12 protein-coding genes and 1 other annotated feature are annotated in these 14,396 nt (G+C 50.8%); of the genes, 10 read left to right on the top strand and 2 right to left on the bottom strand.

Translation table 11 applies throughout. The features are described from left to right. Positions 1 to 309: 309 nt before the first annotated feature. A complete protein-coding gene (locus KI362_RS04485; protein ID WP_301625151.1) occupies positions 310 to 1,455 on the bottom strand; it encodes a THUMP domain-containing class I SAM-dependent RNA methyltransferase in 1,146 nt (381 codons plus the stop codon). A 129-nt stretch (positions 1,456 to 1,584) separates the two neighbouring features. Here KI362_RS04485 and KI362_RS04480 point away from each other — a divergent pair, with 129 nt between their 5' ends. From KI362_RS04480 to KI362_RS04465, 4 genes are all read left to right on the top strand, one after another. After that, the gene (locus tag KI362_RS04480) at positions 1,585 to 2,214 is read left to right on the top strand and encodes an O-methyltransferase (protein WP_301625273.1); all 630 of its coding nucleotides are present in this window, start codon (positions 1,585 to 1,587) and stop codon (positions 2,212 to 2,214) included. A 252-nt stretch (positions 2,215 to 2,466) separates the two neighbouring features. Continuing rightward, positions 2,467 to 3,429 carry a DUF4097 family beta strand repeat-containing protein gene (locus KI362_RS04475; RefSeq protein ID WP_301625150.1) on the top strand — a complete coding sequence of 321 codons (963 nt, stop codon included), beginning with the start codon at positions 2,467 to 2,469 and terminating at the stop codon, positions 3,427 to 3,429. Positions 3,430 to 3,661: 232 nt separating this feature from the next. Further along, positions 3,662 to 3,890, top strand: a binding site (T-box leader). Between the two features lie 54 nt (positions 3,891 to 3,944). Further along, entirely contained in the window at positions 3,945 to 5,204 is a 1,260-nt protein-coding gene (gene tyrS, locus KI362_RS04470; RefSeq protein ID WP_212939496.1) for a tyrosine--tRNA ligase, read from the top strand. A 172-nt stretch (positions 5,205 to 5,376) separates the two neighbouring features. Beyond that, complete coding sequence (locus KI362_RS04465; RefSeq protein ID WP_301625145.1) at positions 5,377 to 7,074, top strand: S-layer homology domain-containing protein; 1,698 nt, start codon at positions 5,377 to 5,379, stop codon at positions 7,072 to 7,074. 50 nt (positions 7,075 to 7,124) lie between these two features. Here KI362_RS04465 and KI362_RS04460 read toward each other — a convergent pair whose 3' ends face one another. Further along, complete coding sequence (locus KI362_RS04460; protein ID WP_374705619.1) at positions 7,125 to 8,348, bottom strand: MFS transporter; 1,224 nt, start codon at positions 8,346 to 8,348, stop codon at positions 7,125 to 7,127. Positions 8,349 to 8,573: 225 nt separating this feature from the next. Here KI362_RS04460 and hemE point away from each other — a divergent pair, with 225 nt between their 5' ends. From hemE to KI362_RS04430, 6 genes are all read left to right on the top strand, one after another. Next, the gene (gene hemE, locus KI362_RS04455; RefSeq protein ID WP_301625143.1) at positions 8,574 to 9,626 is read left to right on the top strand and encodes a uroporphyrinogen decarboxylase; all 1,053 of its coding nucleotides are present in this window, start codon (positions 8,574 to 8,576) and stop codon (positions 9,624 to 9,626) included. A gap of 48 nt (positions 9,627 to 9,674) precedes the next feature. After that, positions 9,675 to 10,610: a ferrochelatase gene (gene hemH, locus KI362_RS04450; RefSeq protein ID WP_301625142.1), complete on the top strand. Its 936-nt coding sequence runs from the start codon at positions 9,675 to 9,677 to the stop codon at positions 10,608 to 10,610. A 129-nt stretch (positions 10,611 to 10,739) separates the two neighbouring features. Next, entirely contained in the window at positions 10,740 to 12,038 is a 1,299-nt protein-coding gene (locus KI362_RS04445) for a CapA family protein (protein ID WP_301625140.1), read from the top strand. 2 nt (positions 12,039 to 12,040) lie between these two features. Beyond that, positions 12,041 to 12,796, top strand: coding sequence for a glycerophosphodiester phosphodiesterase (locus tag KI362_RS04440; protein ID WP_044477799.1), 756 nt, complete (start codon positions 12,041 to 12,043; stop codon positions 12,794 to 12,796). Next, on the top strand, positions 12,796 to 13,440 hold the full coding sequence (locus KI362_RS04435) for a fumarylacetoacetate hydrolase family protein (RefSeq protein WP_301625139.1): 645 nt from the start codon (positions 12,796 to 12,798) through the stop codon (positions 13,438 to 13,440). Before KI362_RS04440 ends, KI362_RS04435 begins: the two co-directional genes overlap by 1 nt. Then, on the top strand, positions 13,440 to 14,357 hold the full coding sequence (locus KI362_RS04430) for a DUF92 domain-containing protein (RefSeq protein ID WP_301625256.1): 918 nt from the start codon (positions 13,440 to 13,442) through the stop codon (positions 14,355 to 14,357). The genes KI362_RS04435 and KI362_RS04430 overlap by 1 nt, the downstream gene beginning before the upstream one ends. Positions 14,358 to 14,396: the final 39 nt, after the last annotated feature.

The following is a 14,396-nucleotide window of genomic DNA, read 5'->3' as shown; positions in this document are numbered from 1 at the left end:
CCCTGACTAGCAGGAGACTTAAGCTCTTTGTGCGGTTTTTCGTATAAAAGTCCCAAGAAATCAACCTAAAGAGCTCTTTTATACGAAAAAACATATAACTGAACCGACTGGCTCCCCGGACATACATTTTTTGTACGGAAAATCGCACAAAAACTCAAAAGTTCCGCAGAATAGATCATTTTTGTACGAAAAATCGTATGAAACTGAAGACGCACTTTGCCGGACACAGTATTTTTAAACGAAAAAGCCGCATATGGCTTCAATACCTCAACCTGTCTATTAGCGGCGAAGAACCCCTCCGCCTTGGCATTAATGCCGCGGAGGTAGGGGTCCGAGAAATTGCAGGTATTGGCATTCAATCCGGCCGTTAAATAGCTTGCGGCGCTTGTCCGCTTTACGCTGAAAATCATGTTCAAATTGCTTGGTTGGCGTAATGGCGAAGAAGGACCAGGTCGGCAGCTCCACGTACAGGCGGCCGAGTTGACCGATAAGCTTCCGAACTTCCTTCTCTTCGCTAAGACGTTCTCCGTAAGGCGGATTGGTGATGATACAGCCATATTCACCCTCCAGCCGGACTCTCGTAACAGGCAGTGTCTGAAAAGAAATTTCCTTGGCCAGTCCGGCGCTCTTGGCAGCAGCCTCCGCTACTTCAATCGCCTTGGGATCGATGTCGCTTCCGGCGATTTGGAGCGGGATATCATCCCGGACCGAATCGATCGCTTCATCCCTGGCTTCCTGCCAGAGTTCTTCCGGAAGGATCGGCCAGGCTTCTGAATTGAAGGTGCGGCGCAGGCCGGGAGCAATGTTCCAGGCGATCATCGCAGCCTCGATAGGCAGTGTCCCTGATCCGCAGCAAGGATCGTAGAACGGGCGAGCAGGATTCTGGTTCCAGCGGCTGAGCAGGATGAGCGCGGCAGCCATCGTTTCCTTGAGCGGAGCCTCGGTAACGAGCTTCCGGTATCCCCGCTTATGCAGGGCCGGTCCGGTCGTGTCCAGCGTCAACAGAGCCACATCATTTAACAGGTTCACCTCGATAACATAGCGCGGTCCATTTTCCTGAAACCATTCTGTATGATATTTCTCCTTCATCTTCTCTACGATTGCCTTTTTGACAATCCCCTGGCAAGCCGGCACGCTGCTAAGCTGTGATTTGTGGGAGCGGCCTTCGACCGGGAATTCACCGTGTACGGGAATCCAGTCGTGCCAAGGCAATGCTTTGGTCCCTTCGAACAGTTCGTCAAAGGTTGTAGCCTTGAACTCGCCCATTTTGATCAGAACCCGATCAGAGGTGCGCAGCCAGAGATTACAGCGGCAAATGTCAGCCAGGGTTCCGCTAAACGTAACCCGTCCATTTTCAGTGACCGTATCCTGATATCCTAAATCCTTCAGCTCGCGTGCGACAACCGCTTCCAGCCCCATTGGCGCCGTGGCGATCAACTGTAATCTTTCCTTCATCTATCTATCAACTCCGTGATCTACTTGTCGTTCCTTGGAAAAAGCCATACAATTCAGTATAGGACAATGTCCGGGAAGATACAAACCGAAAATGGAGGATTACCTTTGGAAGATCATGAAAACAGCGGGTTGTTGACCCCTGAACAATACAGTGAACAAATTTATAAGGAAGATCCCATATTGGAGCAGGTTACAGCCTCTATCCTGGAGAGCGGCATCCGGGATGTGTCGATTGCGCCGGGGTACGGCAGGCTGCTTACAATGCTCGCTAAGCTCTCCGGCTCGTCCCGCATTCTGGAGATTGGCGCATTAGGCGGTTACAGTGGAATTTGCCTGGCGAGAGGGATGAAGGAAGACGGCAAGCTTGTGTCGCTGGAGCTGAAGGAAGAAAACGCTGCGCTCGCAGCCCGTAACTTGAAAAATGCCGGATATGGAGACCGTGTAGAGTACCGAATCGGGCCTGCGCTGGAAAGCCTGAGGCAGCTTGAGAGTGAGGGAGCGCGTTTTGACATGTTCCTGATTGATGCCGATAAGGAGAATTACCCATCCTATCTGGAATATGCCATTACATTGGCGGATCAAGGAGCGATCATTGCAGGCGACAATACCTTGCTGCGCGGCAGGACAATCAACCCGGAGAAGAACGGCCCCTCGGTGCAAGCTGTCCGTAAGTTCAATGAAATGATTGCTACAGATGCGCGTCTGCTCAGCACCATGCTTCCGGCTTATGACGGTTTGGCGCTGGCAATCGTGAAGTAGAAGGAGGCAGTAAGAATCCATTTAACAATTGAAAAAGAATTCACTATACTTTACTTTAATCTATAAATATCGCCCAAGCGCAACTTGATTTTTAAATTTAAATATCAAAATGATGCCGTTCGCAGTCCGGGTTCATCCTAGACTTAAGTCGGGCTGCCCGATACATCCGGAGGCTGTTTTTTCCAATGCCTATGCTTGCTACAATGAGTACAACAATTACGGTTTATCGCGAACGGAAAAGAGGACGGAATTATGAAAGGAAGAACCATTTTTGGTACGCTATTGGTGATAGTAGGCGCGGCCGCACTGACATTCGTTTTGCTCGGCGACAAATCCCCGATGGAACGCATAGCGTCATGGAAAGGACAGGACGTTTATATCGAACGCGCCGTCGACGCTTCTTCGCTAAGCAATATCGACATTAAATCGGGAAGCACCAACGTGAAACTGGTCAAAGGGTCCGGAGATCAGGTTCGAATCAATGTAGAAGGTCAGGCAACCAAAGAATACGCCGACGACATCAAACTGCAAACGGAATCCCGGGGCGACCGGCTCCATGTGGAAATCGACAACAATACCGGATTTCGTATCGGCATCAACTGGACCAAAATTACAATGACCGTCGAAATTCCCGATAAACAATGGAGCCAACTGAACGTCGATGTCGGCAACGGCGATATTGCCTTGTCCGATATGGCTTGGGACACCGTTGATCTGGAAGCAGGCTCCGGCAATGTCACCATTGAAAAGATGTCCGTCACGGAGTTGGACACCAAAGTATCCAGCGGCAACGTGAAGATCGAAGACATCAGCGGCGAACACTTCGTGCTGAAGACATCAAACGGCAACATTCGCGTCGACGGCTACGAGGCCTACACGATCAAGTTCGACGTCGGCAACGGCAACGTCAAATTCAATGACGGCGTCGCCGAGTTGGACGGCAAGTCCAGCTCCGGCAATATCGATCTGGTTACGCAGGATCTCATTCGCCACACCACGCTCACCACAAGCAGCGGCAACGTCACCATAGATCTGGACCGCACGCCGGAATCGCTTGCCGTCTCGTACAGAGGCGGTTCAGGAGTCGGCCGTGTCGAGAAAGAGGGCTTCCGTTACGAGAATACCAGGGATGAGGACGACATCGAAGGCGCCTTCGGCTCCGGAGAAATCAAGCTTCAGGTCGAGACTGGCTCCGGTAACTTCACATTGAAGTAACTCCTCATCGTGCCGGGTGAACAAGCATAATAGACATTATGCTTGTTCACCCGGCCTTTAGGCATCCACTATTCGTCATCCTCGTCTCCGTCCGGGGACTCCATCGGTTCAGGCTCGCCATAATCGCCGTATTCCACTATAGGGTGACATTATCACAGAAGAACAACAAGGCAGCAAGAATTCCATTTGACAATTGAAAAAGAATTCACTATACTTCACAGTAATCTTATATCGATATACGTTGAAAGAGCGAAGTAGCAGGCAGTCACTGCTTTCCAGAAAGCCAGGGGTTGATGGAACCTGGCAGCACACTGATCCTTTGCGAATTACACTCCGGAGTATCTTGGGTAATGCCAAGCGGGTTAGCTTACGATAATCAAGCTGAGAGTGGTATGATGAGCCGGCGAATAATATCATCATACAATTTGGGTGGTAACACGGTGAATTCAATCGTCCCTGTAGTCTGTAATGGACTAAGGGGCGATTTTTTATTTATCTATAGGGGGCTGAATACAGTGAACATTATTGATGAATTGGCATGGCGCGAGGCGATTAATCAGCAGACGGATGAGGAAGGTCTTCGCAAGCTGGTGGAGGAGAAATCGATTTCTTTGTACTGCGGGGTTGACCCAACCGGAGACAGCATGCATATCGGACATTTGATCCCTTTTATGATGCTGAAAAGATTCCAATTGGCAGGTCATAGGCCGGTTATCTTGATCGGCGGCGCAACAGGAACGATCGGTGATCCGAGCGGACGTCAATCCGAGCGGTCCTTGCAGACGATGGAGCAAGTACAGGCGAACGTGGATGCTCTGACTGCGCAAATGAAAAAGCTGTTTCTGACAGACGGAGACACTAAACTGCGCATGGTGAATAACTACGATTGGACGCATCAATTGAATGTGCTCGACTTCCTGCGTGATTACGGGAAGAACTTCAGCATCAACACGATGCTGGCCAAGGATATTGTTGCCAATCGTCTCGAAAGCGGAATTTCCTTCACCGAATTTGCTTATCAAATTTTACAATCAATGGACTTCCTGCATCTGTATCGGCATGAGGATGTGCAGCTGCAAATCGGCGGCTCCGACCAATGGGGCAACATCACTAGCGGCTTGGATCTGATCCGTAAAAAGGAAGGCTCTGAAGCCAAGGCATTTGGCCTGACGATTCCGTTAATGCTAAAAGCGGACGGCACAAAGTTCGGCAAGACGGCTGGCGGTGCAATCTGGCTCGATCCGAAGAAGACGACACCATATGAATTCTACCAATTCTGGGCGAACACCGATGACCGCGATGTCGTTAAATACTTGAAGTACTTTACGTTCCTTGGTAAAGAGGAGATCGAAGCTCTTGCAGAAAAGGTACAAACTGAGCCGCATAAACGTGAAGCTCAAATCACGCTGGCGGAAGAAATGACCAGATTCGTGCATGGCGAGGAAATGCTGGAGCAAGCGAAGAGAATTACGGCAGCCCTGTTCAGCGGTGACATCAAGTCGTTGACTGCGGATGAAATTGAACAAGGCTTCAAGGAAATGCCTACTTTTGAAGCTGGTAAAGAAGCCAAGAATATCGTTGACTGGCTTGTTGATATCGGCATTGAGCCATCGAAACGCCAAGCGCGCGAGGATATTACGAACGGCGCCATCTCATTGAATGGCGACCGCATAAGTGAGCTTGAATTCGAGGTTAGCGCAGAACAAGCGATCGAAGGGCGATTCATCATTATCCGCAAAGGCAAGAAGAAATATCATTTGGTGAAATTGGCTTAGAGACTGAGGCTGAACACACCAACTACAAAGCATCAAAGTGAGCGGTTAAAGGCAAAGCATACCTCCTTTTTGAGTGGGGGGAATATGCTTTGCCTTTTTTACTTCAAATTTCACTATTTCAAACCGAAAATTAAATAGAAGGGAATTAAATTCAGAGTAAATTGGAGGGACCATGGACAAGATGATGTCAGCCAGTCAGAAGAGGAACAAGAATATAAAGAAAAGGGGGAGAATAGCGACGGTGGTTGCAGCTGCGGTGCTAACTGCGACGGTAATCCTGCCTGGCCGGGAAGTCTATGCTAAACATGATGTACAAGGCAGTGTAGAGCAGCATACGCGCGAAGCGATTGTGCAGAAGATGAAGGAATATGCACCACTACAGCCTGATGCAGAGTACTTATGGGAAGAGGCATATGAGGAACGGCCAAGCATAACGGCACCTTATACAGCGGGTAAGCTAAAGGATACATATATTTTAGAAGGAATCAAAGCGGTGAATCTAGCCCGGTATTTAGCCGGTCTTCCCGATGATGTACAGCCGGATTACACACTAAGCAAACAGCAGCAGGCGGCCGCTTTGTTAAATGCCGTAAACGGGCAGCTTAGTCATTACCCTTCCCGGCCAGAAGGAATGAACGAGGATTTATACAGTCTAGGAGCAAACGCAGCTAAAAACAGCAATATCGCATATGGGGCTGATACTTTTAGAGAAGCCGTCTTTGATCTTTATATGGCGGATTCCGGCGAGAACAACATAGATCGAGTAGGACACCGCCGCTGGATTCTGAATCCACGTATGAAGAAAACGATGTTTGGCGCCGTAGTCGGTCAGTCGGGCACGATGGAAGTGCCTTACTCTAATATGTACTCGTTCGATGCCTCTCGTGCGGCCGGTGAAGTGGTTTACGATCAGATTGCCTGGCCGTCGGCGGGACAGTTCCCGCTAGAAGTATGGCATGATAAGGATCCATGGTCGGTCTCGCTGAATCCGGATATTTATGATAATCAGCGGACAAGTGGAATTAAGGTAAAGATGACGCGTAAAGCAGACGGCAAGGTATGGAGCCTGGATTCAAGCGATCAGAATAAGGGTGGCAAGTATTTTAAGGTAGACACCGGATATTATGCGATCCCGTTCTGTATTATTTTCCGGCCTGATTCTAGCATTAAATATAATCCAGAGGATCAATTTCATATCGAGATTTCGGGACTTTACAGCAAGGCGAATGGCCAAGCGGTTTCGATCGCTTATGATACGCAGTTCTTTGCAGCCGAGCAGCAAGAAGAATCCATATCTGGACCACAGACCAGTGCGCAAACTCATCCGCAAAATGAATTCTCCGATGCAACGGTTAGCTCATGGGCGCGAGAATACTATATGAATCTGAAAAACAATGCCCTGCTTGACGGTGTGGCAGATAGCAACCATTCCCGCCAAATCAGCCGGCAGGAGTTCACCACGATTGGTTTTAACCTGTATCAATATCTGACAAACTATGAAATGCAGGAAGTGGCAAGCCCGTTCACCGATATCGCTCAACCGAAAATCTCCCATGCGGCCAAGCTTGGAATTATTCAAGGCACTTCAGCGGGATTATTCTCTCCTGACAAGCAGTTAACCAGGCAGGAGGCTGTAGTTGTGTTGATGAACCTGTACAAGAAGCTTGGCGGAAATACTGCGGGAGTAAACACTTCAAACGCAATCTTTGCCGACGATGCTCAAATAGCATCCTGGGCGAAAGCCGATGCCTATGCTGCACATAACCTTGGACTTATACAGGGGACAGGCGCTAACCAATTCCAGCCTAAGGCCAATCTGACGAAGGAACAGGCTTATGTCATGCTGGCGAAGCTGATGGAGAAGTACTAGATAAGTTGAACTAAATGATCCGCCCTATGGCTCTCCAAAATCAGCAGCCGCTAGGTGCGGCCCTCTGGAATGCTCTTTGCGGGATGGGCATAGAGCTTCATTCTGACCCAGACCATATTTACAAGCAGAAGGGCTCCGGCTACAATGAACAGTCCCTCGATGCCTATGAATCCGGCGAGGAATCCGCCGATCATCGCACCGAGCATATTCCCGAGCGCCATCGTGCTGCTGTTAAAGGCATAGGCGCGGCTCTCCATGCCATCCGGGGTATAGAACCGAATCAAGGCGTTCACGCTCGGAAGCAGTCCTCCCATAAATACGCCCATCACAAAGCGGACAAGGATCAACTGCCAGACCGATTCTACAAAAGCCTGCGGAATGATACTGGCGGCGGCTCCAATCAGACAGACCGTCAGTACCCGATGAGCCCCGAATTTGTCGCTCACCCTTCCAAGCACGGGAGAGGTGACCATATTGGACATCCCTGCGACTGCAGAGACAAAGCCGGCCCAGAAAGCCACGTCTGTCGGTACGCCATGCAGCTTCTCGACGTAAATCGGCAGGAGGGACATGGGGCTGACCAGAGCGAACTGGAGCAGCAGCGTTACCATAAATAGTGCAAGTAACTGAGGGGTTTTGCTCAGCTCAGTGAAGCCTTGCAGCACAGAGACCTGCGGCATTTGCGCCGCTTCCTTCCGGTCAAAATCCTCATGCACGAAAAACAGAGTGAGCATTGAGGCCAGAAACAATAAAATTCCGGTCACAAAAAAAATAGGCCTGAAGCCGATCCATTCCGCTAATAATCCGCCAATTAGCGGACCCAGAATTGTGCCGGCGACAGTACCGGATTGCATCGTTCCCATGGCCAGGCCCATCTTATCCTTCGGTGCGGTGCCTGAAATCAGCGATACGGCTGCAGGGTTGAAGCCTGAGATGGTTCCGTTCAGTAGCCGGAGGGCCAGCAAGTGCCAAGGATGTGTCGCAAAGCCCATAAGGGCGATGACCAGGGCCATCCCGAAGCCGGAGCGCAGCACCATAATCTTGCGGCCATATTTATCGGCAAGCTTGCCCCACAGCGGCTGGAAGATGAAGGAGGTGGCGAAATTGGCTGCGAAGATCATCCCTGCCCAGATCGCGATGGCATGCTCTCCCTGCACATTCAGATCCCTTGCAAGGAACAAGGAGAGAAACGGGGTAAGCATCGTCATTCCCGCATTGACAAAGAACAGACCGAACCAGAGCACAATGAGGTTAACCTTCCATGACTTATTCAATGTGCTTCACTTCCTTTCTGCGTCATCCGGCTCGAAGTAAACAAGTTATTCCATTATACCACAGTTAAAAGCTCTCCTCGGGCTGTCCGGCAGCATTGTCGATATGTTGTCATGGGATGGACATGAATGAAGAGTCTGTGAGAATCACGGCGCGAATGTTGAGACTTGCTCTTAAAAAGGGCATAATAAAGCTTAGTGAATTAAGTGAACAGGAGGCCTGATTTAGTGGCTTATAATGACCGGTTTATCCGCGCCTGCTTCAAGCAGGAGGTGGATCGGCTCCCGGTATGGTACATGCGCCAAGCTGGGAGATACGATCCTGAATATCGGCAAATCAAGGAAAAATACACCTTGCTTGAAATTTGCCGGCAGCCAGAGCTGGCGGCCCAAGTTACCCTGATGCCGGTGCGTAAGCTTGGGGTTGATGCAGCGATTTTGTATTCTGATATCATGAATCCGGTTGCATCGATCGGTGTGGACTTTGATATTGTCAAAAATATTGGCCCGGTTATCGCCAATCCGATCTCTTCACGGCAGGACATTGAGCGGCTGAAGCCCATTGATGTGCACAGGGATCTGCAGCATATTTTGGATACCATTTCCATCCTGGACCGGGAGCTTGATGTCCCGTTAATTACCTTTGCAGGCGCGCCATTTACGATAGCAAGCTATTTGATTGAGGGGCGTCCCTCCAAAAGCTATATCAAGACAAAAACCTTGATGTACAGTGATCCCGGACTTTGGGACATGCTAATGAACAAGCTGGGAGATATGGTGATCACCTATTTAAGAGCGCATGTCGATAGTGGCGGAAAGGCTATTCAACTGTTTGACAGTTGGGTTGGCGCGCTCGCGCCTAAAGATTTTGAACGATATGTGGAGCCGGTAATTACCCGTATTTTTGCCGAACTTTCCGATTTGAATGTACCAAAAATTTATTTCCCTGGTGTTAGCTCCGGAGAGCTTCTTCCGCAGCTGACCTCTCTGCAGGCAGAGGTGATTGGACTGGATTGGCGCGTGTCGATTCGGGAAGGACGCAGACGAACAGAAGGCAAATATGCCATTCAGGGTAATCTGGATCCTTATCTCCTGACGGCACCTATGGATGTCATCAAGCAGCATGCAAAAGAAATCATCGATATGGGTCTGGAGACATCGGGATTTATTTTCAATCTCGGACACGGATTGTTCCCTGAAGCATCGCTAGAGAAGCTGCAGGAGCTCACAGCTTATGTGCACGACTATTCCGCTGAAGTGCTTGCCAGGCGGAAAGCTTAGACGAACTTATAGAGAACTTATTAATTGAAGAGGTGAACAGAATTCGTTATGACAACAATCGGCGTATTGGTGATGTCTTACGGCACACCGGAAAGCATGGACCAAATTGAGGCTTATTACACTCACATTCGTCGGGGTCATCCCCCGACAGAGGATCAGCTCAAGGAGCTGACCGATCGCTATGAAGCGATCGTCGGAGGCGTATTTCCGCTTCGGGCCAACACAGACAATCAGGTAGCTGCACTACAGGAAACACTGAATCGAATGAATCCTTATCAGGACAAGCGTTTTGTATGCTATCAAGGGCTGAAGCACGCTTCTCCGTTCATCGAGGATGGCGTTGCTGAGATGGCGAAGGATGGAATCAAGGAGGCGGTTGGCATTGTGCTGGCTCCGCATTACTCTGTGATGAGCATCGGGGGCTACATTAAACGTGCTGAGGCTAAAGCTGCCGAACACGGAATCGTCATGAAATTTGTGAAGAGCTACCATCTTCATCCGCAGCTTATAGAGGCCTTGGCCAAGCGCGTATCGGCCAAGCTGGAGCAGTTCGTTGAAGCAGGTGCCCTGCGTGACAAGGTACGGGTGCTGTTCAGCGCTCACAGCCTGCCGGCTAAAATTCTCGAGATGGGAGACCCCTATCAGGATCAGCTGCTGGAGACATCCAGGGCTGTTGCAGAGAAGGCTGGAGTCACGTCCTGGCAGTTCACCTGGCAAAGCGCAGGCCGGACGGCAGAGCCTTGGCTTGGGCCGGATATTCTGGATACGCTGCGGGATTTGAGTCAGGAACAGATCGAGGATGTGCTGGTCGCTCCGGTTGGCTTCGTGTCCGATCATCTGGAGGTCCTGTATGATCTGGATATCGAGGCCAAGGCCATCGCCAAGGAGCTGGATATGAGATTGGAGCGCATCGATTCGTTAAATACGGATCCGCTCTATATGGAGACGCTTAGCGATTGTATTATTTCAACATTTAAACCCTGAAGATGCTTTGAATGAACCCTTTGCTTTTGGCAGAGGGTTCTATTTATTTCCGGATAGCTGATATAATAAGATCAGATTTCGAATTGTAATGATTTCATGGAGCAATTTTTAAGTTGAAGGAGTATAAGGATGTATCCACCGCGTTCTGAGAAAAACAAGAAGAAGCAAGCGAGTAAGAAAAGAAGGCAGCGACGAATATGGGTTTGGATTAATCTCGGTCTCATTTTTATGATTATTGTGCTGGCCTCTTATTTGTTTACGATGGATCGGCCTGCTGAGAATGGGGCAACACAACCGGATCATTCGGTGCAGGAGCAAGGCGAATCAGTTCCTCCGGAGCTTGTTGCGGAGCTGGATGGAGAGACCGGGGAGAAGGGTGCTTCCGAGGGGAAGGAATCCGAGAATGATCTTTCCGGGGAGTCCCATCAGGAAGTCGATGCTTCGGAAGAGAATCCGGACTTGGCGTCAGGTACAAGTGAACAGGAGCGAGTGGTGATTTCCTTTGGCGGGGATACATTGTTTTCCGGGAAGGTCGAGAACAAGCTTAAGCAAGCAGGCTATGACTATCCCTACAAGCATGTCAAGGACCTGTTCCTTCAGGATGATCTGACCGTACTCAATCTGGAAACCCCGGTAACGGAGGGGGGAACGCCTGAGGAAGAGAAGACTTTTGTCTTCAAATCGTCGCCTAAGGCCATTCCGGAAATGGTTCGGGCAGGGGTAGAAGCAGTGAATTTGGCGAACAATCACATTTTGGATCAAGGTGTGGAAGGACTGTTGGATACGCTTGAGCATCTTTCAGAGGCTGGCGTGCTTCATGTCGGTGCTGGCAAGAACAGTAAAGAGGCATTTGCACCTGTCTATGTTGAACGAAATGGCATACGGATTGCACTATGCGGGTTCTCGCGGGTGATTCCGAGAAAAGAATGGGCAGCGGGTAAAGGGCCTGGAGTCGCCGCTACCTACGATTCTACACAAGCGGTGAAGACGATTGAGGAAGCGCGTGATCAGGCTGACCTTGTGCTTGTGGTTGTTCATTGGGGGAAAGAGCGGACCGTTGAGCTTGAGAAGCATCAGACTGAACTGGCTCACGCGTATATTGATGCAGGTGCGGATCTGGTCATCGGGGGACACCCCCATGTTCTCCAAGGGCTGGAGTCTTATAAGGGGAAATGGATCGCCTACAGTACAGGGAATTTTATTTTTACAAAATCGAAGGATCCCAACACCTGGGAGACCGCTGTGTTCCAGGCATCCTGCAGCAAGGCTGGAGACTGTGAGCTGAAGCTGGTTCCTTACAGAACAGAGGTAGGACAGCCGGTGCCGATGAATGAAGCGGAGCGTACTCAGCTCTGGAGCGAGCTAGAAGCGATTTCTCCGGGAGTAAGAATAAAAGAATCGGGAGAGGTACACACAGGGGGCGGATAGAGATGCCGATACAATGCGTGGCACATCGGGGCTGCTCAGGAGCGGCCCCTGAGAATACGATGGCGGCGATCGAATTAGCTCTATCGGATTCAAATGTGACCTGGATCGAGGTGGATGTCCAGTTATCCAGAGACGGGATTCCCTTTCTGATTCATGATTACACCTTGAACCGTACGACCAATGGCCGTGGGCCTGTGAAGGATTATACCTGGGAGCAATTGCTTGCGTTGGATGCGGGCAGCTGGAAATCAAAACGGTACGCGGGGGAACGTCTGATATCCCTCGATGACTGTCTGGAGGCTATTCAAGGCCGATTGAAGGCCAATATCGAATTGAAGACGCATGGGAATAAGTATCCCGGACTGGAAGACAAGGTTATTGAGGTGATAAAAAAGCATCGCATGGAACATGAAGTAGTGCTGACCAGCTTTGATTTGCGTTCGCTGTCCAAAGTCAAGGAGAATGCCAGGTCGCTGCGAACCGGACTGATTATTGATCAACTGCCAAAGGATTTGTTTTTGCGGCTGCAAATGCTGCAGTGCTCCTTTCTTTCGATCAATTACAAAAGGCTCACCGCGGAGCTGGCAGCCAAAGCGGCAAGACGCGGCCTGGATGTGATGGCATGGACGGTGGATCAGGTGAAGGTTATGCGCCGTCTTGCAGGTCTGCATCCGGACTTGCTCATTTGTACGAATCGTCCGGAGCTATGGCCATCGGCATTTAAAGCTCCGAATTTAGTTAACGGGAGGAACAGATAATGGGCAACAAGATGATCTCGAATATATATTGTGTGGGGCGGAATTACCGTGCGCACGCGGAGGAGCTCGGCAATGCAGTGCCTAAGGAGCCGATGATCTTTATGAAGCCGACCCATGCTGCCGTGTCGATGCATGAGGGTGGATTAGAGCTTCCCGGAAACCGGGGAGAGATTCACTTTGAGACTGAGCTTGTGCTGCGGATTGCCCGGGATTATAAACCGGGTATGAACGTGGACGAGCTCGTCGATGTGATGGCATTCGGAATTGACTTTACACTTCGGGATGTGCAGAGCGAGCTCAAGAAGCAGGGGCATCCCTGGACGGCGGCCAAGGGCTTTCGGAACTCGGCGCCTTTAACGCCATATGTTGCGTTTCCCGGTACGGAGGAGCTTGCCGAGAAGGATTTTACCTTGACCAAGAATGGTGAGCTTGTACAGCAAGGGAATGTGAGAAATATGATTTTCCCGCTTCAGCAGATCGTTGATTATATAGCGGAGCGCTACGGATTGGGCGAGGGGGATCTGATCTTTACCGGTACGCCGGAAGGAGTAGGGCCGATCTTCGCCGGAGACAAGCTGGAAATTGCCTATGGCGGCGAGGTACTGGGTCGCTGTGAAGTGTTGTCCGGTCCATCCCGTTCATGATTTATTGGGGAATTGGCGCGCTGGGTGCCGCTTTGGTTGCAGGAATGGCTTATCGGAAGCAATCGCTATCTCTATCCGGTATGGCGGCAGCCATATTGATGGGAACCGTCTATTTCGGTGCTGCACAGGGAACCTGGTTCTGGTTTGGACTGTTGTTGTTATTCTTTATAAGCTCATCAATATTGTCCAAGGTAAAGGCCGAGCGCAAGCAGGAGCTGGAGAAGTCCTACGCCAAGACAGGACGCCGTGATGCGGGACAAGTATTCGCAAACGGCGGAGCAGGAATGGCAGCGTGTCTTGGCTATGCCTTATGGCCGGATCCATTTTGGGCCTATTTCGTACTGGGTACGCTAGCTGCGGTGACGGCGGATACCTGGGCGACGGAGCTGGGAGGGCTCAGCCGTCGTCAGCCGAGATCGCTGCTTACCTGGAGGCCGGTGCCCGCAGGAACTTCAGGCGGGGTATCCTTGCTTGGCAGCGGGGCCGCACTTCTTGGAGCGCTGATGATAGGCGGAGCAGGCTGGCTGCTGCTGGCATGGCCCGAATGGGAAAGCTGGGCGGCCTGGCTTGGGCTGGGAGAAACAGTGTCCGGCTGGGTCGGCTCGCTCGGTCAGTTTGCCGGGGGGAGCCGGGAGGGTTCCATAGCTCTTCCTATGGGGCTTTCGCTTGGAAAATGGTTGTTGATCGGCGGGACATCGGGATTTGCCGGAGCCTATGTCGATTCATTGCTTGGAGCTACCGTCCAGCGGATGTATCGCTGCCAGGTCTGTGACAAGCTGGTGGAGGTCGAGGTGCATTGCGGCAAGCCTACGTTGCCGGATCGGGGCCTGGTCTGGATGAACAATGATGCTGTGAATATTCTCAGTGCGTTGACTGCGGGCTTGATTGCCGCCGGCCTGGGATTATCGCTTGGCTAAGCCGGTCTTGGGTTGGCTTGCTTGGCGCAGAGTGATATA

The organism is Paenibacillus apis, from assembly GCF_018333295.1.
Classification (GTDB): domain Bacteria; phylum Bacillota; class Bacilli; order Paenibacillales; family Paenibacillaceae; genus Fontibacillus; species Fontibacillus antibioticophila.
The sequence above is the reverse complement of the archived record's forward strand: the minus strand, read 5'-3'. Positions and strand labels throughout refer to the sequence as shown.